The organism is Bradyrhizobium sp. Arg816 (genome assembly GCF_029989365.1).
GTDB lineage: Bacteria > Pseudomonadota > Alphaproteobacteria > Rhizobiales > Xanthobacteraceae > Bradyrhizobium.
In genome coordinates this window covers 312,446-335,058 of the sequence record NZ_JAPRAQ010000004.1, presented here as the reverse complement: position 1 = coordinate 335,058, position 22,613 = coordinate 312,446, and the positions used below count along the sequence as shown (strand labels likewise).

At 64.4% G+C, this 22,613-nt stretch carries 20 protein-coding genes; 8 read left to right on the top strand and 12 right to left on the bottom strand.

All coding sequences use genetic code 11. The features are described 5' to 3' along the window. Nucleotides 1-100: 100 nt before the first annotated feature. Nucleotides 101-1,489, top strand: a complete 1,389-nt coding sequence (locus OWC48_RS13050; protein WP_282520351.1) for a peptidoglycan-binding protein — start codon at nucleotides 101-103, stop codon at nucleotides 1,487-1,489. Nucleotides 1,490-1,503: 14 nt separating this feature from the next. On the opposite strand, the gene OWC48_RS13045 is transcribed toward OWC48_RS13050, so the two are convergent. The 7 genes from OWC48_RS13045 to OWC48_RS13015 all read right to left on the bottom strand — a co-directional run bounded on the left by OWC48_RS13045 (nucleotide 1,504) and on the right by OWC48_RS13015 (nucleotide 7,703). Further along, on the bottom strand, nucleotides 1,504-2,772 hold the full coding sequence (locus tag OWC48_RS13045) for an RNA polymerase sigma factor (RefSeq protein WP_282520350.1): 1,269 nt from the start codon (nucleotides 2,770-2,772) through the stop codon (nucleotides 1,504-1,506). Between the two features lie 31 nt (nucleotides 2,773-2,803). Beyond that, nucleotides 2,804-3,223, bottom strand: coding sequence for a YciI family protein (locus tag OWC48_RS13040; RefSeq protein WP_282520349.1), 420 nt, complete (start codon nucleotides 3,221-3,223; stop codon nucleotides 2,804-2,806). A gap of 135 nt (nucleotides 3,224-3,358) precedes the next feature. Continuing rightward, nucleotides 3,359-4,051, bottom strand: coding sequence for an AprI/Inh family metalloprotease inhibitor (locus OWC48_RS13035; RefSeq protein WP_282520348.1), 693 nt, complete (start codon nucleotides 4,049-4,051; stop codon nucleotides 3,359-3,361). Continuing rightward, the gene (locus OWC48_RS13030; RefSeq protein WP_282520347.1) at nucleotides 4,051-5,040 is read right to left on the bottom strand and encodes a 2-hydroxyacid dehydrogenase; all 990 of its coding nucleotides are present in this window, start codon (nucleotides 5,038-5,040) and stop codon (nucleotides 4,051-4,053) included. The genes OWC48_RS13035 and OWC48_RS13030 overlap by 1 nt, the downstream gene beginning before the upstream one ends. Continuing rightward, nucleotides 5,040-5,858, bottom strand: coding sequence for an ABC transporter permease (locus OWC48_RS13025; protein ID WP_038942786.1), 819 nt, complete (start codon nucleotides 5,856-5,858; stop codon nucleotides 5,040-5,042). Before OWC48_RS13025 ends, OWC48_RS13030 begins: the two co-directional genes overlap by 1 nt. Beyond that, the gene (locus OWC48_RS13020; protein WP_282520346.1) at nucleotides 5,855-6,670 is read right to left on the bottom strand and encodes an ABC transporter ATP-binding protein; all 816 of its coding nucleotides are present in this window, start codon (nucleotides 6,668-6,670) and stop codon (nucleotides 5,855-5,857) included. Before OWC48_RS13020 ends, OWC48_RS13025 begins: the two co-directional genes overlap by 4 nt. Nucleotides 6,671-6,680: 10 nt before the next feature. Next, entirely contained in the window at nucleotides 6,681-7,703 is a 1,023-nt protein-coding gene (locus OWC48_RS13015; RefSeq protein WP_282520345.1) for an ABC transporter substrate-binding protein, read from the bottom strand. Nucleotides 7,704-7,841: 138 nt separating this feature from the next. Between OWC48_RS13015 and OWC48_RS13010 the strand changes: the two genes are divergently transcribed. The 6 genes from OWC48_RS13010 (at nucleotide 7,842) to OWC48_RS12985 (ending at nucleotide 15,911) form a co-directional block, all read left to right on the top strand. After that, the gene (locus OWC48_RS13010) at nucleotides 7,842-8,648 is read left to right on the top strand and encodes a creatininase family protein (RefSeq protein ID WP_282520344.1); all 807 of its coding nucleotides are present in this window, start codon (nucleotides 7,842-7,844) and stop codon (nucleotides 8,646-8,648) included. Nucleotides 8,649-8,787: 139 nt separating this feature from the next. Next, on the top strand, nucleotides 8,788-9,051 hold the full coding sequence (locus OWC48_RS13005) for a hypothetical protein (RefSeq protein ID WP_063980696.1): 264 nt from the start codon (nucleotides 8,788-8,790) through the stop codon (nucleotides 9,049-9,051). A gap of 433 nt (nucleotides 9,052-9,484) precedes the next feature. Continuing rightward, nucleotides 9,485-11,416: a carbohydrate porin gene (locus tag OWC48_RS13000; RefSeq protein ID WP_282520343.1), complete on the top strand. Its 1,932-nt coding sequence runs from the start codon at nucleotides 9,485-9,487 to the stop codon at nucleotides 11,414-11,416. 28 nt (nucleotides 11,417-11,444) lie between these two features. Beyond that, entirely contained in the window at nucleotides 11,445-13,178 is a 1,734-nt protein-coding gene (locus OWC48_RS12995) for an ABC transporter permease subunit (protein WP_282520342.1), read from the top strand. Nucleotides 13,179-13,191: 13 nt separating this feature from the next. Then, nucleotides 13,192-14,505, top strand: a complete 1,314-nt coding sequence (locus OWC48_RS12990) for an AAA-associated domain-containing protein (RefSeq protein ID WP_282520341.1) — start codon at nucleotides 13,192-13,194, stop codon at nucleotides 14,503-14,505. Nucleotides 14,506-14,615: 110 nt separating this feature from the next. After that, nucleotides 14,616-15,911 carry a hemolysin family protein gene (locus tag OWC48_RS12985; protein ID WP_282520340.1) on the top strand — a complete coding sequence of 432 codons (1,296 nt, stop codon included), beginning with the start codon at nucleotides 14,616-14,618 and terminating at the stop codon, nucleotides 15,909-15,911. Between the two features lie 62 nt (nucleotides 15,912-15,973). On the opposite strand, the gene OWC48_RS12980 is transcribed toward OWC48_RS12985, so the two are convergent. The 4 genes from OWC48_RS12980 to OWC48_RS12965 all read right to left on the bottom strand — a co-directional run bounded on the left by OWC48_RS12980 (nucleotide 15,974) and on the right by OWC48_RS12965 (nucleotide 20,163). Then, nucleotides 15,974-16,213 carry a PilZ domain-containing protein gene (locus tag OWC48_RS12980; protein ID WP_028159962.1) on the bottom strand — a complete coding sequence of 80 codons (240 nt, stop codon included), beginning with the start codon at nucleotides 16,211-16,213 and terminating at the stop codon, nucleotides 15,974-15,976. A 102-nt stretch (nucleotides 16,214-16,315) separates the two neighbouring features. After that, nucleotides 16,316-17,941 (bottom strand): FMN-binding glutamate synthase family protein, encoded by a 1,626-nt coding sequence (locus OWC48_RS12975; protein ID WP_282520522.1) that lies wholly within the window; start codon nucleotides 17,939-17,941, stop codon nucleotides 16,316-16,318. Nucleotides 17,942-18,143: 202 nt separating this feature from the next. Next, nucleotides 18,144-19,013: a patatin-like phospholipase family protein gene (locus tag OWC48_RS12970; RefSeq protein WP_282520521.1), complete on the bottom strand. Its 870-nt coding sequence runs from the start codon at nucleotides 19,011-19,013 to the stop codon at nucleotides 18,144-18,146. Nucleotides 19,014-19,389: 376 nt separating this feature from the next. Further along, nucleotides 19,390-20,163, bottom strand: coding sequence for a ferredoxin--NADP reductase (locus OWC48_RS12965; RefSeq protein ID WP_282520339.1), 774 nt, complete (start codon nucleotides 20,161-20,163; stop codon nucleotides 19,390-19,392). 374 nt (nucleotides 20,164-20,537) lie between these two features. On the opposite strand from OWC48_RS12965, the gene OWC48_RS12960 reads away from it, so the two are divergent. After that, a complete protein-coding gene (locus OWC48_RS12960; protein ID WP_282520338.1) occupies nucleotides 20,538-21,470 on the top strand; it encodes a RimK family alpha-L-glutamate ligase in 933 nt (310 codons plus the stop codon). A 212-nt stretch (nucleotides 21,471-21,682) separates the two neighbouring features. On the opposite strand, the gene OWC48_RS12955 is transcribed toward OWC48_RS12960, so the two are convergent. Continuing rightward, a complete protein-coding gene (locus OWC48_RS12955) occupies nucleotides 21,683-22,603 on the bottom strand; it encodes an amino acid ABC transporter substrate-binding protein (protein ID WP_282520337.1) in 921 nt (306 codons plus the stop codon). Nucleotides 22,604-22,613 lie beyond the last annotated feature (10 nt).

The window sequence follows — 22,613 nt, the reverse complement described above, 5'->3', positions numbered from 1 at the left end:
TTTGCCGAAGATCACGTTGGAGTCACCCCCGATCACGGCATCTGGTCCATATCTGACTTGCACGAAATTTCGATAATTCATCAATTTTCGGGAGCGGAAGATGGTCTCATTCGAGAGTTTGAAAAGCGAGTACGAGCGGAATTGGGCCAGTCTCGAGATCCGGCCTTCGCGCCTCGCCGACGCGAATGGAGTCGCGCGCAAGGCGATCAACGGCAAGGCGACCTATCAGCAGATCGAGCGGTTGACCGGAGTGCCCTGGTACTTTGTTGCGCTCTGCCATTACCGCGAATCCAACTTCGATTTCGACACCTATCTCGGCAACGGCGAAACGCTTCATCGCGTGACGACCATCGTTCCGAAAGGGCGCGGCCCCTTTGCCACGTTCGTGGACGGCGCCGTGGACGCGTTCAGAATCGAGAACTTCATCGGCGCCCACGACTGGAGTATCGCGCGGATCCTGTTCCGGCTCGAGGCGTTCAACGGCTTCGGTTATCACGCCAAGGGCTGCAATTCGCCCTACCTCTATGGCGGTTCGACACTGTACGGCCCGCCCGAGGCGAGGGCGGGCAAATTCGTCCGCGACCACGTGTTCGACCCGAACCACGTCGATTCCCAGCTCGGCACGGCGGTGATCCTGCATGCGATGATGTCGCTCGATTCCTCGATCACCCTCGACGGTAGCCCGCAATTCGCCGACCGCACCGAGCCCGAGGACGATGCGGCGTCGACGATTGCTCTGATGCAACAGGCGTTGAACAAGCTCGGCGCCAATCCGCCGCTCGCCGAGGACGGCATCAGCGGACCGAAGACCGGGGCCGCGGTCTCGCAGTTTCAGCAGCAGAACGGCCTGAGGGATACCGGGCTTCTCGACGCGGCCACGGTCGCGGCGCTCACGCGTGCAACGCAGGCGGGAGGCTCCGTGCCGAGCGGCGATATTTCCAAGATCCTGAAGCGGCTGGAAGACCTCGCACAGCTGCTGCGACCGGCAGCCGGCGGCGTAACACCGGGACCGACGACACCGGGCAACACGCTGCCCGCCACCAACGATCCGATCAGCCTGTTCGAACGGCTCTTCTCCCTCATCAACAAGACGGCGCCCGTGCCAGGACAGGTCACCCCGACCAACCCGGCCCCCGTCGATCAGTTGAAGCAGGTCGTCGACCTGCTCAGCACCCTGCTCAACAAGGACGGCAAGCCGGTGCTCGGCCAGGTCAACGGCGCGCTCGGCGAGACCATCGGCAAGCTGCTCGACGGCAAGAAGACGGCACTCGGCATCGGCGGCTCGGTGCTCACTGCGCTGCTCTCTTCGGTGACCGCGAGCCCGAATGCAGGCGGTATTGCCGGACTGCTCGGAACGATCGTATCGGCGGTGCCGGGCCTCGGCCAGTTCGCGATGCCGATCTCGCTCGCGCTCACGGCCTGGGGCGTGCTCGGCAAGTTCGAGAAGTGGGCGCAAGGCACCGCGCCGCCGCCCAAGGCTACGACGTAGCGCCGTTTGCGTCTTCAGCCGTCGGCATCGGCAATAGCTGCCGCACGCCGCTCCATCAACACGCGCTCGCGCGCATTGTTCGCGAGACGTGCAGCGGTCTCGAACGATAGTCGCGCCTCGGCGAAGCGGCCGAGCTTCTCCAGGAGGTCGCCGCGGACAGAATGGAGATGGTGGTAAGCCGCGAGCGCCGGTTCGTCCGCGATCATGTCCACGAGATCGAGACCGGCCTGCGGCCCATCGGCCATGCCAAGCGCGACCGCCCGGTTGAGCTCGATCACCGGCGAGCGCACCAGCGCCGCAAGCTGGCCATAGAGCTCGGCGATGCGGCGCCAGTCGGTGGCAGCGGCCGTCTCCGCCGTCGCGTGACATGCGACGATCGCGGCCTGCAGCGTGTAGAACCGGCCGGCACCACCGAGCTCGCGCGCGCGATCGAGCGCGCGAAGGCCGCCGCCAATCTGGCGCCGGTCCCAGAGCCTGCGGTCCTGGTCCATGAGCAGGATGGGCTCGCCATCGATGCCCGTGCGCGCCTGCTTCCGCGCGGCGTTCAGCTCCATCAGCGCCATCAGGCCGTGGACCTCGGGCTCGAGAGGCGCGAGCCCGACCAGCACCCGCCCCATGCGCAGGGCCTCGTCGCAGAGCTGCGGCCGCAGCCACTCCTCGCCGCCTGAGGCCAAATACCCCTCGTTAAAGATGAGATAGACGACCTCGAGCACCGAGGCGAGACGCTCCGAAAGCGCCTCGCCGCTCGGGATCTCGTAGCTCAGGCCCGACCGCGACAGCGTGCGCTTGGCGCGGACGATGCGCTGGGCGATGGTTGTCTCCGTGACCAGGAAGGCGCGCGCGATCTCGTCGGTGGTCAGGCCGCAGATCATACGCAATGCCAGCGCCGCGCGGGCGTGCCGCGGCAGCAGCGGGTGACAGGCCGTGAAGATCAGCCGCAACCATTCGTCACCGATATCGTCGTCGAGGGCGGCGTCGAAATCCGGCATCGCGTCCTGCTCCTGCATCAGCTCGTGCATCAGCAGGTCCTGCTTGCGGGTGAGCATTTTTGCCCGGCGCAGATGATCGAGCCCGCGGCGCTTGGCCGTCGCAACCAGCCAGGCGCCGGGATTGTCCGGCACCCCGCTGAGCGGCCACGCTTCCAGCGCTGCGACCAGTGCGTCCTGGGTCAATTCCTCGGCCAGCGGCACGTCCCGCAGCATGCGCGACAGCGTGGCGATCAGCCGCGGCTGCGCGACGCGCCAGGTTGCGCGGATGACGCGATCGATGTCGGCGGTCGTCATTGCCGCCGACGGAGACGAGCGGCCTCAGCCATCAGGCGTGAGCTGCCGCCCCTGAACGCGCGTCGACCTCGCAGGCCACGTCTACGCCCGGCGTAGCGAATGCCCGCAATTCGCACGTCCCTTCCCAGCCCGGCATGTGGTCGAGGTGCAACTGCATGAATTCCCTGGCCATCGCCAGGGCCTCGTCCTTGTCGCGCAATTCGAAAATGGCATAACCGCCGATCACCTCCTTGGCCTCCACGAACGGGCCGTCGATGACGCTGAGCTCGCCGTCCGCGACATACACCCGCGCACCGGTCGCAAGCGGCATCAGGCCCCCAGTGTCGAGCATCCGACCGGCCTTGATCTCCCGTTCGGAAATCCTCTGCATCGCCTCCGCCAGCGCCGGGGACGGGGCCGGGGACGCGGCCGAAACGTGCTTCGGGGAGGTGACGATGTACATGAAGCGCATGCAAAACTCCTGTTGAGGCGAGACGCGGCCAGTTTGGCCCCGAAATCAGCTCGCTATTGGGATGACGATCCAGCCCACGCCGGATCGACATGAAAAATTATGGGCGACGGAAAAATTGCGAGGCCGGACGGACGCCTACTGCCGCAGCATGATCAGGGGATCGGCGGTATCGGGGACGCGCCGCCATTGCGCGTTGTCGTCGGCCTCGAACTGCCAGGCCTCGCCTGATTTCGACATCAGGACGATCTGGCCGCGATCGAGCCGCCATTGCGCCGGATTGAACTGAGCAATCGCCGGATCGCATTTCGGCTTGACGAAGACCTGGAAATTGTCCGGGCCGGCTTCCGTGTTGGTCAGCGTCAGCCCGCACACCGGCTGGCCGTTGCCGCGCACCATCGACCAGTCGCCGATCATCTGGTCCATCGACTTGGCCATCGAGCGGGCTGCGGCGAGGTCCTGGAGGATGTAGACGCCCTCGCCCTGCCGCAGGCCTTCGAAGATGCCGGCCTCGACCTCGGTGAAGTCGATCACGGCTTCACCGGTCGCGTCCTGCAAACGAACGATGTCGAGGCCCCTGACGCTCCAGGCGACGATGTCCTTCGTAAAGGGCAGCGTGGTCTTGCAGGCCGGCTCCAGCTCCAGCTTGAACCCCTGCGCCGCGGCATCGCCTTTCATCGTGACGACGCAGGTCTTGCTGCGCTCGGTGGTCGAGAGCTCCCACTGCCCGGGCATCGTCTTCTTCAGGGTCGTCGCATCCTGCGCATGCGCGATGCCGATCGCGGCCACGCAGGCCGCGACGGCGAATGCAACGACCCGAAGACCTCTCATCAGCGCCCCTTGAACGGCGTTTCCGCAACCGGCGTCAACGGCGCCTTGCCGGCGAACCAGGACTTGAGGTTGTCGACCACGAGCTGATCCATCGCGTTGCGCGTCACCACCGACGCCGAGCCGATATGCGGCAGCAGCACGACGTTCTGCATGGACTTGAGCTCGTCCGGCACGCTCGGCTCGGCCGCGAACACGTCGAGACCGGCGGCGAGGATGGTGCCGGACTTGAGCGCCTGGACCAGCGCCGCCTCGTCGACCACCGAACCGCGGGCCACGTTGACCAGCACGCCGCGCGGACCGAGCGCCTTCAGCACCTCGGCATTGATCATCTTGTTGGTCGAGGCGCCGCCGGGCACGATCACCATCAGCGTGTCCACCGCCTTCGCCATCTCGATCAGATCGGGATAGTGCTTGTAGGAGACGTCCTTCGACGGATTGCGGGAGTGGTAGACCACCGGCACCAGCGAGGCATCGAGCCGGCGCGCGATGGCCTGGCCGATTCGGCCCATGCCGACGATGCCGACCTTGCGGTCGCGCAGCGAGCCGACGCTGAGCGGATAGTTCTGCGTCTGCCAGAGGCCGGAGCGGACGTAGCGGTCGGCCTTGATGAACTCACGCACGGTGGAGATCAGAAGGCCCATCGCGACGTCGGCGACCTCCTCGGTCAGCACGTCGGGCGTGTTGGTGACGATGATGTTGTGCTCGGCCGCGTATTTGGCGTCGACGTGGTCGTAGCCGACGCCGAAGCTCGCCACCATCTCCAGCTTGGGCAGCTGCGACAGCGAATCCTTGTCGGCGCGCACCGTGTGATAGGTCACCGCCACGCCGCGGATTTTTTCGCGGATCGCCGGCGTCAGCCGCTCGAGATCGCCCCGTGTCTCCGCCTTGTGCACGACGAAATGATCGGAAAAACCGTTGTCGAGAATTGGCCGCACCGGCCCATAGATCAGAAGGTCGATCTTTTCGGACGAAATCGAACCGGCAGTCATCAGTTTTCCTTTCCAAGCGCGCTCTCGTGCCAGCGCCGTAAAACGAGATGGGAAACTAGCGCCAGCACCCCATAGATGACAATCCCGGCCAGCGACAACAGCAGCAGCGCTGCGAACATGCGGGGTATGTTCAATCGATAGCCGGATTCGGCGATCCTGTAGGCGAGCCCGGAGCCGGCGCCGGCCGTTCCGGCCGCAATCTCAGCCACGACCGCGCCGATCAGCGACAGGCCGCCGGCAATGCGCAGGCCGCCGAGGATATAGGGCAGCGCCGCTGGCAGCTTCAGGAAGCGCAGGGTTTGCGGCGGCGAGGCGCCATAGAGCTGGAACAGGCCGGCGAGGTTGCGATCGACCGAATTCAGCCCGAGCGTGGTGTTGGACAGCACCGGGAAAAAGGCAACGATGAAGGCGCAGACGACGACCGCGGTCTGCTGCTCCAGATAGATCAGAAGCAGCGGTGCAATCGCGATGACAGGAGTCACCTGGAGGACGATTGCATAGGGGAATAGCGAATATTCTACCCATTTCGACTGGTTGAACAGCAGTGCCAGCGCGATGCCGCCGATGCTGGCGGCGACAAAACCTTCGAGCGTGGTCAGCAGCGTGGTCGCGAGCGATTGTGACAGCACCGCCCAGTCCTTGATCAGCGTCAGGAAGATGACGGAGGGCGCCGGCAGAACGTAAGGCGGGATGTCCTTGATGCGGACGACCAGTTCCCAGGCCGCGAGTCCGGCTGCGAACACGATGACGGGAAGCACGAAGCGCATCGCGCGTTGCGCGCCGGATGGTTTTGCGGTGACGGCAGCTTGCGCGTTCATAGCGTCGACCGCCCAGAATAGGACGGCGCCAGCGCGGCCGACACGTTCCGGCAATAATTGGAATAGGCGGCCGAGGTCCGAAACGCCTCACCGCGCGGCTCGACCGTCTCGATGCGGATATCGGCCTGGATGCGGCCGGGCCGCGCGGTCATGACCACGACCCGCTGCGACAGATAGACGGATTCGAACACCGAATGGGTGACGAAGATGACGGTCTTGCCCAGGGCTCGCCACAGCGCAAGCAGGTCGTTGTTGAGGCGAAAGCGCGTGATCTCGTCGAGCGCGGCGAACGGCTCATCCATCAGGAGGATATCAGGGTCGGTGACCAGCGCACGCGCCAGCGACACCCGCATCTTCATGCCGCCGGAGAGCTCGCGCGGGAAAGCATCGGCGAAATCGGCAAGACCCACGCTGGCCAACGCCTCATCGGCCCGCGCGCGCGCCTCCGGCTTCGGAACGCCTGCGAGCCTCAAGGGCAGCCGCACATTCTCGCGCACGCTGGTCCACGGCATCAGCGTCGGCTCCTGGAACACGAAGCCGATGCCATGACCCGGCAGCACATCGCCCTCGTGGCGCGCCACCCGCACGATGCCGGACGATGGCGCGCTGAGCTCTGCGATCAGGCGCAGCGCAGTGGACTTGCCGCAACCGGACGGGCCCAGCAGCGAGATGAACTCGCCCTTGCGAACGGCAAGGTCGAGCGGGCCGAGCGCCATGACGCCATTGTCATACGCCTTCGTCACGCCGCGCAGGCTGACGGCGAGAGCCGTCAGGCCGGCCTCGACCCCGGACGAGCTTTTGGCGGATGACATGAATCTTGCGCTACGGCTTGCTCGGGCGCAGCTCGACGCCGACGCCCTTGTTGACGAAGCGCAGCGTATAGGACTTGCGGAAGTCGAGATCCGCCTTCACGACGCCGGCCTTCACCATCTTGTTGAAGAACGACGTGTAGCGCTCGTCGCTCATCGCGCCGATGCCGTTCTTCAAGGACTCGCCGGAATCGACGATGCCGTATTCCTTCATCTTGGCGACGGAATAGGCGAGCAGCTCGTCGGTCATCTCCGGGTTGAGCTGCTTGATCATGGCATTGCCCGCGGAATTGTCGCGGTAGATGTAATTGTACCAGCCGACCATGGAGGCATCGACGAAGCGCTGCACCAGGTCCGGCTTCTTCTCGATCATGTCGCGGCGCGTCTCGATCAGGGTCGAATAGGTGTTGAAGCCGTAATCGGCAAGCAGCAGCACATTCGGCTTGAAGCCGGCGGCCTTCTCCACCGCGAAGGGCTCGGAGGTGACGTAGCCCTGCATCGCGCTCTTGGGGTTGGCGATGAAAGGCTGCGGATTGAAATTGTAGGGACGAACGTTCTTCTCGTTGAAGCCGTATTCGGACTTCAGCCACTGGAAGTAGCTGGTCATGCCCTCCTTGGAGACGAACAAGGTCAGCGGCTTGAGATCCTCGACCTTGGCGACCTTGGCGTCCGGCTGCGTCAGCATCACCTGCGGATCCTTCTGGAAGACCGCTGCGATGGTGACGACGGGGACGCCATTCGCCACCGCATCGAACGACATCAGCGTGTTCGCGGCCATGAAGAAATCGATCTTGCCGGCGATCAGCAGCATTCGGTTGTTTTCGTTCGGACCGCCGGGAACGATGGTGACGTCGAGCCCGTATTTCTTGTAGGTGCCGTCGGCGACCGCCTGGAAGAAACCGCCATGCTCGGCCTCGGCGACCCAGTTGGTGCCGAAGGTGACCTTGTCCAGCGTCTCGGCACGCGCCGGCGCAAGAGAGACGCAAGCGGCCATCAAGCCCGCCGTTAACGCTCGCCGCAAATGAGAGGGGGTCATGATGGCACTCCGTCGATCGTGGCTGGCCGATGTGAAGGCAACGCGATAAAACCGCATGACATTCGGGGACGCGAGCCGGCCAGGCCCGCGTCCCCTGATACCCCAAATTACGTGACAAATTCGGGCAAAGAAACCTTGATGACGCCGTCCCGCGACTGGATCGACATCAACTGGGCCAATACAGGTCCTGCAGGCGTGTCGCGCTGGATCGCGGTGCTGCCGCTGGCGGCGACCGAGCAGCACGGCCCGCATTTGCCGCTCGAGACCGACGTGCTGATCGCGGACGCGTATCTCGCGCGCGTGCGCGAGCTGTTGCCCGCAAATGTTCCGGCGACGTTCCTGCCCGTTGAACCGGTCGGGATTTCCACCGAGCATATCGACTTTCCGGGCACACAGACGCTGCCGAACGAGGTGGCGCTGAAGAGATGGACCGCAATCGGCGAGGACGTCGCGCGGCGCGGCGTGAAGAAGCTCGTCATCATCACCAGCCATGGCGGCAACAGCGCGGCAATGATGCTGGTCGCACAGGATCTGCGCGCGCATCACAAGCTCTTTGTGGTGACGACGTCATGGTCGCGGCTGTCGGGCGCGGACAAACTGTTCCCGGCCGACGAGGTGCGCCACGGCATCCATGGCGGCGCCGTCGAGACGTCGATCATGCTGGCACGCTATCCAGGTCAGGTGCGCAAGGATGCGATCGCGGATTTTCCCGCGAGCAGCATCGCGATGGAGAAGCAATATCGCTGGCTGTCGACGCAGCGGCCCGCGCCGTTCGCCTGGCAGGCGCAGGATCTCCACACGAGCGGCGCGATCGGCAATGCGACGCTGGCTGTCCCCGAGAAGGGTGAGCAGCTGATTGATCAGGGCGCGCGCGCCTTTTGCGAGCTGCTGGCCGAGGTCGATAACTTCGACGTGAACAGGCTCGCCAAAGGGCCTCTCGGTTAGCTCGCATCCGACTGAAATCATTCAGGAAACAGCCGGCCTGCACGCCCGCTCTTGCGGGATTCGAACCGGACGCGACAAGCCTCCGTCCAACTGGGCACGCGGGCCACAACGGACCGCCTCAACCCGGATGGAGTTTCACATGTCGATCAAGACCAGGATTGCCGCCGTCGCGCTCGCTGCCCTCGCCGTCACCGGCAGCATCGTGTCCACCACCTCTTCGGCCGAAGCCAAGCAGCCCGGCTGGGTCTGGGGTGTGGGTGCCGGCATCGCCACCGCCGCCGTCGTCGGCTCCGCGATCGCCGCCAGCAACGACCCCTATTACTACGGCTATCACCGCTGCGGCTGGGTCGCCCAGTACAACGCCTTCGGCCAGTACGTCGGCCGCGTTCGTACTTGCTACTGATTTGAGGACCTGAGGCCGATCTCACGTGGATCCTGCGTCCGACACGGGCGCCTCATCCACCCCGTGTCGTGCCCCCGACCCGCCCGGCTGTCCCCCCGGGCGGGTCACCCATTTCTGCCATCGGGAATTTGTTGCAGCTCCGTCACACAAGAGTGCGAACCATCGCCTGCGGCATTCCGTGCCAGTTGCTATTGCGAATTAATCGCAATAAGGTTCGCAACAAGCACAGGGGCTTGGGAAGAAATCGCGTCGAATCGGGATCGCCTGGTCCGATCGCGCGAACAACCAAGACTTGGTGACAGGGTCGCCGCGAATCTGCAGGGATATCGCGGCGAATGGGACACATTCGCGTTTGGGGGCGTGCGTTTTGACGTTGAGAGGTCACCGTTACAGGTATTTGCGAACGGCCGCGGCGATTGCCTCGGGCGTGCTGATGCTTCCCGATGCAGGCTTTGCCGCCGATCTGCCGCTGAAGGCACCGGCGCTGAAAGCGGTCTATGACTGGACTGGTCTCTATATCGGCGCGCATGCCGGCTACAGCCGTGGCTCGTCCAGCTTCACGCTGAACGACGGCACCGCGATCAACGGCAACGGCGTCTTCAGCGGCATGATCGGCGGCGTGCAGGCCGGCTACAACTACCGGCTCAACTCCGGCTGGCTCGTCGGCGTCGAAGGCGATTTTTCGTTTCCCAATTACATCACCTCCAACTCGATCGTTTCCTTCCTCGCGACACCTGCCAACACGGTCATCCAGCAGTGGGACTATACCGCGAGCCTGCGCGGCCGCGTCGGCTACACCAGCGGGCCGTGGCTCGTCTATGCCACCGGCGGCTTTGCGTGGATGGGCGAGCGCTATTTCGACAAGCCGGTCGCGGGCGACGTACCGAAAATCCTGAACACGCGGCCCGGCTGGATCGCCGGCGCTGGCATCGAATACGGCTTCGCGCCGCACTGGAGCGCGCGGCTCGAATATCTCTACAGCCGCTTCGACGGCGCCCACGTCGCCTTCTCCACGGGCGCCCAATACACGTCTTCATCGCTCGACTTCCAGTCGGTCAGGCTCGGCCTCAACCGCAAGGTCGATTGGCCGGGCATGCCGAGCTACGACCCGAAGAGCTCTTTGATCGACACGGAATCGGATCGCTGGGAGATTCACGGCCAGAGCACCTATCTGCCGCAGGGCTATCCGTCGTTCCCCGCTCTCTACAGCGGAACGAACTCGCTCTCGCCTTCAACCCAGGCCAAGGCGACGTGGAGCAACAGCCTGTTCCTGAACGCACGGCTATGGGACGGCGGCGAGGTCTACTACAATCCCGAACTGCTCCAGGGATTTGGGCTGAACGACACGGTGGGCGCGGCAGGCTTCCCCAACGGCGAAGCGCAGAAATCGAACTTCCCCTATCCGCATTACAACACCTCGCGGCTGTTCGTGCGCCAGACGTTCGGCTTTGGCGGCGAGCAGGAAGAGCTCGCGAGCGGCCAGTTGCAGCTTGCGCAGAAGGTCGACGTGTCCAGGCTCACGGTGCAGGCCGGCAAGTTCGCGGTGATCGACGTGTTCGATGGAAACGCCTATGCCAAGGATACCCGCAAGGACTTCATGAACTGGTCGCTGTGGGCGCCGGGCGCCTTCGACTATTCCGCCGACAAGGTCGGTCTCACCTATGGCGTCACCGCCGAGCTCAACCAGAAGCAATGGGCGCTGCGCGGCGGCTATTTCCTGATGGTCGCGGAGTCCAATTCGAATCATTTCGACACCAGGGTCGGGGAACGCGGTCAGTACGCGATCGAGCTGGAGACGCGGTTTTCGCTGCTCGGCCAACCCGGCAAGCTCAGGACCATGGGCTGGGTCGACAGCGCCAACATGGGCAGCTTCCGCGAGACGCTGGACAATCCTGCGCTCAATCTCGACATCGCGCAGACGCGCCGCGGTCGCCTCAAGGTCGGCTACGTCGTCAACCTCGAGCAGGCGATCACAGAGGATATCGGGCTGTTCGGCCGCTGGAGCTGGAACGACGGCAAGACCGAAACGCTCGCCTTCACCGACATCAACAGCAGCCTGGCCGGCGGACTGTCGATCAAGGGCACGAAATGGGGCCGGCCTGACGACGTCGTCGGCATCGGCGGCGCGGTCAATGCCATCTCGCAGGATTATCGCGACTTCCTGGCCGCCGGCGGCCTCGGTGTTCTCATCGGCGACGGCGCTCTCAACTACCGCAAGGAGCGCATCCTTGAGGCCTATTATGCCTATTCGGTGAACAAGAACGTCACGCTGACCGCGGACTATCAATTGATCACAAACCCGGCCTATAACGCCGACCGCGGGCCGGTCTCGATCTTCTCGGGCCGCCTGCACGCAGAGTTCTAGCCCAAAATTCCAGCCCAAGGGCGGGCCGATGAAGCCGAGAGATATCCGCACGGGCGCGATCGGCCGGGCGCTACTTCCCAATGTCTGGGACGTCGCGGCGCTGATCCTCGTCATCGGCGCCATGGTGCTGATCGTCTATGGCGGCAAGCAGACCGTCGGGCCGCTGTCCGAGCTGGAGCGCACGCCGGTCTCGCTCGATCCGGCAAACCTGCCGCTCTACGCCTTGCGCACCACGTTGCGGATGCTGCTTGCGATGGTGTGCTCGACGGTCTTCACCTTCGTCTACGCTGCAATTGCCGCCAAGAGCCGGCGTGCGGAGCTGGTCATGATCCCGCTGCTGGATATCCTCCAGTCGGTGCCGATCCTCGGCTTCCTCACCTTCACTGTCGTCTTCTTCATGAATCTGTTTCCGGGCCAGGTGCTGGGCGCCGAGCTCGCCTCCGTGTTTGCGATCTTCACCAGCCAGGCCTGGAACATGACGTTCAGCATGTACCAGTCGATGCGCAACGTGCCGAAGGACCTCGAGGAGGCCACGCAAAGCTTCCATTTGTCCGGCTGGCAGCGCTTCTGGCGCCTCGACGTGCCGTTCGCGATGCCGGGACTGATCTGGAATGCGATGATGTCGATGTCGGGTGGCTGGTTCTTCGTGGTCGCCTCGGAAGCGATCACCGTCGGCACGACCACGGTGACGCTGCCGGGGATCGGCTCCTATGTCGCGCTGGCGATCCAGCAGCAGGATTTGCCGGCGATCCTTTACGCCCTCCTGGCGATGCTGCTCGTGATCATCGCCTATGATCAGCTGCTGTTCCGCCCCATCGTCGCCTGGGCCGACAAATTCCGCTTCGAGCAGACCGCCTCAGGCGAGACGCCGGCCTCCTGGATGCTCGACCTGTTCCGCCGAACCCGGGCGCTGCGTGCGCTGACCCTTCCTTTCGCGGCGCTGAGCCGCGCCATCTCGAACCTGCGCATTCCGCTGCCGAAGCTGCCGCCCGCGGCAGCAAGCAACGGCCAGACCTCACGTCTCGTCGATACGGTCTGGATCGCATTGATCCTCGCCGGCACGGCCTATGCCGCTTGGCTGACCTATCGCTACCTCTCGGCCAGTCTCGGAATGTCCGACGTTCTCGTCGTCATCAGGGACGGGCTCATCACGTTGTTGCGCGTCGCCGTCCTGATCAGCCTCGCCACGCTGGTCTGGGTGCCGGTCGGAGTCTGGATCGGCCTTCGCCCGAAACTGGCCGAACGGATTCAGCCGCTGGCGCAGTTTCTGGCGGCCTTCCCGGCCAATCTCGCCTTCCCCGTCTTTGTCGTCGCCATTGTCAGCTTCAAGCTCAATCCAGACATCTGGCTGAGCCCGCTGATGATCCTGGGCACACAATGGTACATCCTGTTCAACGTGATCGCGGGCGCCAGCGCCTTTCCGACCGATCTGCGCGAAGCAGCCGGCAGCTTCCATCTCCGGGGATGGCGGTGGTGGTTCAAGGCGATCCTGCCCGGCATCTTTCCTTATTACATCACCGGCGCGATCACCGCGTCCGGCGGCTCCTGGAATGCGTCGATCGTCGCGGAGGTCGCAAGCTGGGGTGATACGCATCTGAAGGCCACCGGGCTCGGCGCCTATATTGCTTCCGCAACGGAAGCCGGCGATTTCCCGCGCGTAGTGCTCGGAATTGCCACGATGTGCATCCTGGTGACGTTGTTCAATCGTCTGGTCTGGCGGCCGCTCTATGCCTTCGGCGAGCGTCGCCTGCGGCTCGGCTGACGAGGAGACCATCATGCTCGATCAACCCTCTGCGCTCATCGACATCCGCGGCGTCTGCCGATCCTTCCCGAAAGGCAGTGGCGAACAGCTCCTGGTGCTGGACAAGGTCGACCTGACGATCCGCTCGGGCGAGATCGTCGGCCTGCTCGGCCGATCCGGCTCCGGCAAGTCCACCTTGCTGCGGATCATCGCCGGCCTGGTCAGCCCGTCTGCGGGACAGGCGACCTGTCGCGGCGAGACCATCGTCGGGCCACCGAACGGCGTCGCCATGGTGTTCCAGTCATTCGCGTTGTTTCCCTGGCTGACCGTGCTCCAGAACGTCGAGCTCGGACTCGAAGCGCTGGGCGTCGATGCCACCGAGCGCCACAAGCGCGCCCTTGCTGCGATCGACTTGATCGGCCTTGACGGATTTGAGTCCGCCTTCCCGAAGGAACTGTCGGGTGGCATGCGCCAGCGCGTCGGCTTCGCCCGCGCGCTGGTGGTGCATCCGGACCTCCTGCTGATGGACGAGCCGTTCTCGGCACTCGACGTCCTCACGGCCGAGACGCTGCGCACAGATCTGATCGACCTCTGGATCGAGGGCCGGTTGCCGATCAAATCAATCCTGATGGTGACGCACAATATCGAGGAGGCGGTCCTGATGTGCGATCGCATCCTGGTGTTCTCATCCAATCCAGGGCGTGTCGCCGCCGAGATCAAGGTCGACATGCCGCATCCGCGCAACCGGCTCGATCCCCATTTCCGGCAGCTCGTCGACAACATCTACGCGCGCATGACCCAACGCGCCGAACCGAAGGCGCCCCCCGTCGAAGGCATCCTGGGCTCCGGTGTCGGCATGACCCTGCACCACGTATCGTCCAACGTGCTGTCGGGCCTGATCGAGACGCTGGCGGGGCCGCCCTATCACGGACATGCCGACCTGCCCGTGCTCGCAAGCCAGCTCCAGCTCGAGGCCGACGAGATCCTCCACCTCGGTGAGTCCCTGCAACTTCTGCGCTTCGCCCAGCTGAGCGAAGGCGACCTGATGCTCACCGACACGGGCAAGCGATTTGCCCATCTCGAAACCGACGCACGCAAGAAGCTGTTCGCCGAACATCTCGTCACTTACGTGCCGGTGATGGGATTGATTCGCCGCGTGCTCGACGAACGTCCCTCCCATACCGCTCCCGCGGCACGGTTCCGCAACGAGCTCGAAGACTACATGTCCGAGGACTATGCGGACGAGACGCTCAGGACCGTGGTGTCCTGGGGACGTTATGGCGAGCTGTTCGCGTATGATGAGCAGTCGGAGACGTTTAGCCTCGAAAACCCGGGCGAGAGCGCTTGATCCTGCCTGCGGCAATTTGGTCGGGAACCGGACAAATTGTGCATCGAGTTCATATATAAGGGGCTTGGTCCGGCGCTCGCCGGGTCAAGTATCCCTTTTCCTTGCGCACAATGTTGTCCGTCGAAATCATCATCGTCGTCGTCCTGATCGTCATTAACGGCCTGTTGTCCATGTCCGAGCTGGCCGTGGTCTCGTCCCGCCCGGCCAGGCTATCGCTGCTCGCGGCAAAGGGTGTGCGCGGCGCCGAGCGGGCGCTGACGCTGGCGGCCGATCCCGGAAAGTTCCTCTCGACGGTGCAGATCGGCATTACGCTGGTCGGCGTGCTCTCCGGCGCGTTCTCCGGCGCGACGCTCGGACAGCGGCTGACGCAATGGCTGGTCGAGCTCGGCCTGTCCTCAGGGATCGCCGACATCGTCGGCGTCGGCATCGTCGTCACGCTCATCACCTACGCCACCCTGATCGTCGGCGAGCTGGTGCCGAAGCAGGTGGCGCTGCGCGATCCCGAGAGCATCGCGGTCAAGGTTGCGCCCGCGATGCACGTTCTGGCGCGGATCTCGCTGCCGCTCGTCTTCCTGCTCGATCTCTCCGGCAGGCTGATCCTCACGCTGCTCGGCCGTGGCGGCAAGGCCGAGGAGAAGGTCTCGGAGGACGAGATCCATCACCTCGTCAGCGAAGCCGAGAACGCGGGCGTGCTGGAGTCGGGCGAAAAGGAGATGATCGCGGGCGTCATGCGGCTCGGCGACCGGCCGGTCGGCGCGATCATGACGCCGCGCACGGAGGTCAACGAGATCGATCTGAACGATGCGCCGGAGGCCATTCAAGCAATCATCGCGAAGAGCCCGCATTCGCGCTTTCCCGTCTCGGACGGCGATCGCGACAAGCCGATCGGGGTGCTCCAGGCCAAGGACCTGCTGGTCGCCTACATGAACGAGCGCACGCCGGATCTGCGAGCGCTGGTGCGCGAGGCGCCCGGCATTCCGGCATCAGCCGACGCCCGCGACGTGCTGGCGATCCTGAAAGCCGCTCCGGTTCATGTCGGCCTGGTCTACGACGAATACGGCGCCTTCGAGGGTATCGTGACGACGGCTGACATTCTGGAATCGATCGTCGGCGCGTTCCATTCCGAGGAGGGACCGCCGGAGCCGGCCTATGTCAGGCGCGATGACGGCTCGCTGCTGGTCTCCGGCTGGATGCCGGTCGACGAGTTCGGCGAGTTGCTCGGCATCGAGCTGCCGCCGCACCGCTACAACACGGTGGCGGGCCTCGTGCTGCAACAGTTCAGCGTGCTGCCCAATGTCGGCGATGCCTTCGACTTCGCCGGCTGGCATATCGAGGTGGTCGATCTCGACGGCCGGAGGATCGACAAAATTCTGGCGGGCCGGTTGAGTGAGGTCGAGACGGGGTGATTGCGCACCCAACCCTCCACCCGTCGTCCCGGACAAGCGCGCGCCGATCAAGCGCAGACCGCTCACCCGAACCGCACCCCGATCCGCTTCTCCTTGCGCCAGACGACCGTGCAGGCGAGATGCGTTCCGTCGGCCTGGATGACCAGAGTGAACCGCTCGGGGATACCGACCGGACTGGTGACATCGAGCGCGGCGCCGGTGTCGGAGAAATTGCGGACGGTGCAGTCGATCGCGCCGCCGCCGAACTCGATGGTTCCGGCTTTCAGCACGCGGTGCCTGGCTTTGTCGCGTCGCTCGTCCATGGGGCTAATCTACACCCCAAGCTGACACAGACGTTAAAACACAACCACGATCCCCGATGAATTTTCACCGCCGCAGGATGCGGCGGCGTCATGCGGTGGCCCCTACGGGGCCGGCTGGAACGTCTCCGCCCGCGCCATCTGCCAGGCTTGACGGAAGCGCGGATCTTCGGTGCCTTCGAGCAGCTCGCGCGGACGCAGCGACGGATAGAGCTGCGCAAAAGATCGCACCTGGGTGGTCGATGTCCGCTGGCTGAAATGGATCGGGCGCAGCTGCTGCGGATGTTCGAGACCAGCCGCGGCGATCAGCTCGGTGAGCGAGTGCAGCGTGGCGTGGTGATAATTATGCACGCGGTCGATCTTGAGCGGCACGTAGAGCGCGCGCGCACGCGTCGGGTCCTGGGTCGCAACGCCGGTCGGGCAGCGGTCGGTGTGGCAGCTCAGCGACTGGATGCAGCCGAGCGAGAACATGAAGCCGCGCGCCGAGTTGCAATAGTCGGCGCCAATCGCCATCGCGCGCGCCATGTCGAAGGCGGTCGCGATCTTGCCGGACGCGCCGATCCTGATGCGGTCGCGCGCATTGATGCCGACCAGCGCGTTGTGGACGAAATTGACGCCCTCGCGCATCGGCATGCCCAGATGGTCCATGAACTCCAGCGGCGCGGCGCCGGTGCCGCCTTCATTGCCGTCGACGACGATGAAATCAGGATAGATGCCGGTCTCCAGCATCGCCTTGCAGATCGCCAGGAATTCCCAGGGGTGGCCGATGCACAGCTTGAAGCCGGCCGGCTTGCCGCCGGACAAGCGTCGCATCTCGGCGAGGAACTGCATCATGCCAACGGGCGTGGAGAAAGCGCGGTGCGAGGCCGGCGAGATGCAGTCCTCGCCCATCGTGACGCCGCGGATTTTTGAGATCTCCTCCGACACCTTCGCAGCCGGCAGCACGCCGCCATGGCCGGGCTTGGCGCCCTGGCTGATCTTGAGCTCGACCATCTTGATCTGGTCCTGGCTCGCGACGCGCGCGAACGCCTCCGGATCGAACGTGCCGTCGAGATGACGGCAACCGAAATAGCCGGAGCCGATCTCCCAGATGATGTCGCCGCCCATCTCGCGGTGGTAGGGGCTGAAGCCGCCCTCGCCCGTGTCATGCGCGAAGCCGCCCTTCCTGGCGCCGGCATTGAGTGCGCGCACGGCGTTCGGGCTGAGCGCGCCGAAGCTCATCGCCGAGATGTTGAACACCGATGCCGAATATGGCTTTGCGCAATCGGGGCCGCCGATGGTGACGCGAAACTTCTCCTCGGCGTGCGTCTTCGGCGAAACCGAGTGATGCATCCACTCATAGCCCTCGCGGTAGACGTCCTCCTGGGTGCCGAACGGACGCTTGTCGAGCTCCATCTTGGCGCGCTGATAGACCACCGCGCGGATGTCGCGCGAGAACGGCATGCCGTCCTTCTCGCTCTCGAAGAAGTACTGCCGCATCTCCGGGCGGATTTCTTCCAGCAGGAAGCGGATGTGCGCCGAGATCGGGTAGTTGCGCAGAACCGCATGGCCCTTCTGCATGAGGTCGCGGACGCCGAGCAGCGTCAGCGCGCCAAAGATCAGGATCGGGATCAGCAGGATATCGAAGATCTTGCCATCGGCGAGGCCGATGCCGATCAGCAGCGCGGTGACGACCGCGCAGATGGTCAGCACGATGAAGCGCGGCGAGAACGGCAGCAGCAGGGTTTCCATCAGCCCTTCGGCCGAAGCTTGCGTCTTGTTATCGTTGGCCACGACCACATCCCTCTCGTCAGTCTGACGGGGCATGATACGCCCGCGCCACGTCCACAGATATGACGCGGACCCTGCCTTGAGGCTACCGAATCCGGATGCCGCAAATCAATCCATCCCGCGGCGGGCTTCGCAGTGCAATAGATTCAAATGAAATGACAAATCAGTGACCATGAGGCTGCGCCTCGTGCGGAATGACGCCGTGCTGCTCGAGGCCGCCTCGCGCCAGCCAGGCATCGGTGCTCGCGACCGCGCGCTCGATATGGTCGTCGGTCCGCGAAAAATCGTAGGGCGATCCCACCAGCGGACAGAGCGGCGGCACCACGACATATTCGATGTCGGACGCCAACCCCTCGAGCTCCGCCACCAATTGCCGGGCGATGAGCAGCGTCAGCGCATGCAGGGCATTGGCAACCGCGCCCACCGGCGGATCCTTCACCGCGCAGGCGTGCCCGGTCGGCAGCACGACCAGCCGTTTTGCGCCTTTCTGGATCGCGACCCGGACCGGGGTGTTCGAGGAGAGCGCACCGTCGGCCAGGAAGCGATTGCGGTAATAGACCGGCGAGAAGGCGCCCGGGATTGCGGTGGACGCCAGGATCGCATCCACCGCCGAGCCCTCCGACAGCACGACGCTCTCGCCGGAGACGAAATCGGTGGTGACGATGTGCACAGGCAGCACTGCATCCTCGAGGTTGCGGTAGGGCAGATGATCCTCGACCAGCTTGCGGATGCCGTCATGGGGAATCAGGAAATCGCGCCGCCACATGAAGCCGGCGAGGCTTCGCCAGGTGACCGGAAAGACGTCGTGGCGCTTGAGGCCGCGCCAGAGCGCTTCAAGCCAGAGCAAGCCCTTGAGGGTGGGGTCGCCGGCATAATAGGCGCCGTTGATGGCGCCGACGCTGGAGCCGACCACGAGATCGGGGACGACCCCGTGGCTCGCCAGAGAATGCATCATCCCGACCTGGATCGCCCCGAAGCTGCCGCCGCCCGCCAGCACGAAGGCGGTCGGTTTCGGCGGACCATGGTCGATCACGGACAAGATTTGCGCAGCTCCCCGAGCTCTCGCATTGCAACATCGCGGCGAGATTTTGGCGCGAGCCTATAACAAGGGGCGCGCGAGACGCGCCAATAACAAAGTCGGGGGAGGATGGTGAGGGACGTGCGTGGCTGGCGAGTGTGTGAGAGGCGAGATGGCAGCCCCACACTCAACTGTCGTCCCCGCAAACGCAGGGGACCCATAACCACAGGGAGAAGTTGTCGCGCGAAGCTCTCAACCACGAGTCGTCGCCAAACCACTTCCTGTGGTTATGGGTCCCGGGTTCGCGCTTCCGCCTTCGCTCTTCGAGCTACGGCGGACAAGTCGCGCACCCCAGGACGACACCTGTGGTGTGGCAAAAGCCGAACGGCGCTTACCGCTCGACGAACGCCTTCTCGATCACGAAATGGCCGGGCCTGTTGCCGGAGCCCTCGATGAAATCGCGGCCTTCGAACATCACCTTCAGCTCTTCCAGCATCGCCGGGCTGCCGCACATCATGATGCGGTCGGTTTCGATGTCGAGCGGGCCCTGTCCGATATCGTTGAAGATCTGCTCGGAGCTGATGAGGTCGGTGATGCGGCCGCGGTTCTTGAACGGCTCGCGGGTCACGGTCGGATAGTAGATCAGCTTGTCCGCCAGCAGCTCCCCGAACAGCTCGTCCTCGCGCAAGGAGGCAACCAGCTTCTCGCCATAGGCAAGCTCGGAGACCTGACGGCAGCCATGCACCAGCACGATGCTGTCGAACTGGTCGTAGACCTCGGGGTCCTTGATCAGGCTGGCGAAGGGCGCGAGACCGGTGCCGGTCGAGAGCAGCATCAGCCGCTTGCCGGGAATGAGGTTGTCGGTGATCAGCGTGCCGGTCGCCTTGCGGCCGACCAGGATGGTGTCGCCTTCCTTGATCTTCTGCAGGCGCGAGGTCAGCGGACCGTCCTGAACCTTGATCGAGAAGAACTCGAGCTCTTCCTCGTGGTTGGCGCTCGCCATGCTGTAGGCGCGCAGCAGCGGACGGCCGTCGACCTCGAGGCCGATCATCGCGAACTGGCCGTTCTGGAAGCGGAAGCCGGTGTCGCGCGTGGCGCGGAAGCTGAACAGCGTGTCGGTCCAGTGCTGGACGGAAAGAACCTTCTCTCGGTAAAACGCGCTCATGATTTTCGATATTCCGAATAATTGCGGTTTTAGGGCAAAAGCGTTGCCCGGCCCCTGAAAGCGGGGCGGACACCATTGCCATGGCGGAGGATTTCGCGTGTGTGATCTACGCCATTGAGGCCAATAATCAACCTCGTTCCGGATGCAATTGATGCCGCTCAGACCGGCATTTGCGGCGGAAATGGTCACATCATTAATGAATCTGCTGCCGGGCATGCGCGGCGGGCAATTTCTTTTCCCTTCAGGGCCTGATTGCAGCACTTAATTTCCGTCGCGCTCGCGAGAATTTCATTAAGAATAGCTCTGACTTTCACCCCGGTTTGGCGCCGTTTCCCGCATTTTTGCGGCTTTTTGCGACAGGAACGACTGAACACATGGCAAGCGGCGAGCGGATCTTCGTCCAGGCGATCAGGCGCTATTGCGCGACCCATGGCATCGCGCTCGATGTCCGCGCCGGCGGCTGGCTGCTCGCGATGCGCCGCCGCGCGAAGCGCCACTTCGCGTTCGGCTACGACATCGGCCTCAACAGCGCCATCGCGCACCGCCTCGCCAACGACAAATCGGCCACTGCCGAGGTGCTGGCGCTTGAGGGCGTACCATGCGTTCCGCATCGCCTCTTCCTCAACCCTAGCATGGGCGCGCACGTTGCAGGGCCCGATTGGCAGCAGGCGATGCTGGCGCTGCTCAGGCAGAATCCGCAAGGCGTCGTGGTGAAGCCGAACGAGGGCACGTCCGGACGCGGGGTGTTCAAGGTGACGGGCCGCGACGCGCTCGATCGTGCCGTGACCGAGGTGTTTTCTTCGAGCCTCGGTCTCGTGATCGCGCCCTATGTCGAGATCGAGGACGAGGTCCGCGTCATCCTGCTCGATGGCCAGCCGATGTTCGTCTACCGCAAGGAGCGCCCGCAGGTCGTCGGCGACGGCGTGCACACCTTGCGTGAGCTGGCGACCGCGGCGGGACATGACGGGGCGCTCTCCGAGCTCGGTACGCGCGAGGTGAACGCCATTGTCCCGAAGGGCGAGCAGCGCATCCTGAACTGGCGGCACAATCTCGATGCGGGTGCTCGGCCGGTGCTGATGGAGGACGGCGAGGTCCGGGCGGCCTGCGCAAAACTCGCCGGAGAAGCCGCCGACGCCATCGGCATCACCTTCGCATCGATCGACGTGGTCCGTGTCGATGGCGCCTGGCGGGTGCTGGAAATCAATTCCGGCGTGATGATGGAAGCGCTGGCGAAGCTGCATCCGGAGCTGGTGCAGGCGACGTACGACGCGGCGCTGGATCGGGTGTTTGGGAACGAAGCGCAATAGCCGCGGCGAAGATCCCCACCCTCCCCTGGAGGGGTCCGGGACGAGCGTAGCTCGCCCGTGGGTCGCTGTGCATGGAGCGAAGCGGAATGCGCAGCGGGGTGGGGTGACAGTCTCTCCATCGAAGCAGTGCCCGCGTGGAGAGATCACCCCACCCCGCTCGCGCTACGCGCGATCGACCCTCCCCCTCCAGGGCAGGGTAAGAGAAACCGCCGCTAATTATTCGCGCTCGCGGAATCGTCCATCGCCTTGAAGGCTTCCTCCAGTTGCAGCGAGATCGGCACGTTCAGGCGTTCGCCGGTGGGCAGCCGCGCGGTGAACCATTTGTTGTAGAGCGGAACGAGATCGCGATTGGAGCCGAGCTTGCGGAAGGTGCGGTCGACCACCGCCGACAGTTGCGGCTCGCCCTTCCTGAACATGATGCCGTAGGGATCGTAGGACAAGTAGTCGCCGGTGACGCGGAACTTGTCCTGCGCCTTGTGCCGCGCGATCAGCCCCGAAAGCAGGATGTCGTCGGTCGCGAACGCATCGGCCTTGCCGTCGACGAGCATCTGGTACGACTGCTCGTGATCCGGCGACGTGACGATGTTCAGCCCCAACGAGGACTTCTTGTCGGCCGCCTGGATCGCCTGCTCGTTGGTGGTGCCCTTCGTCACCACGATGGTCTTGCCCTTCAAGTCGGTCAGCGACTGGACCTTTGATGCCTTCGGCACCATCAGCTTGGTGCCGGCGACGAACATCAAAGGCGAGAACGCGACGCGCTTGCCGCGCTCGGCATTGGCGGTGGTCGAGCCGCATTCCAGGTCGATCTTGTTCTGGAGCACGGCATCGATGCGGTCGTCCGAGGTGACCTTGACGTAATCGATCTTCAGATCGGGATCGTCGACCTCGACGCCGATCTCCTCGACGATGGCCTCGCAGAGCTCGAGGCTGTAGCCGATCGGGCGGCCGGACTGGTCGAGGAAGGAGAACGGCGGCGAGCTCTCGCGATAGCCGAGCCGCACGGTATGCCTGTTCTTGATGGCCGACAGCGTCGGGCTAAGCCCTTCGCTGCCGCCGGTCTGGGCGGAGGCGCCGGTTGCCAGCAGGCACGCCGCCAGCAACAGGCCACCCGATATCGCCGTTGAAAGGCGCATGACGCACTCC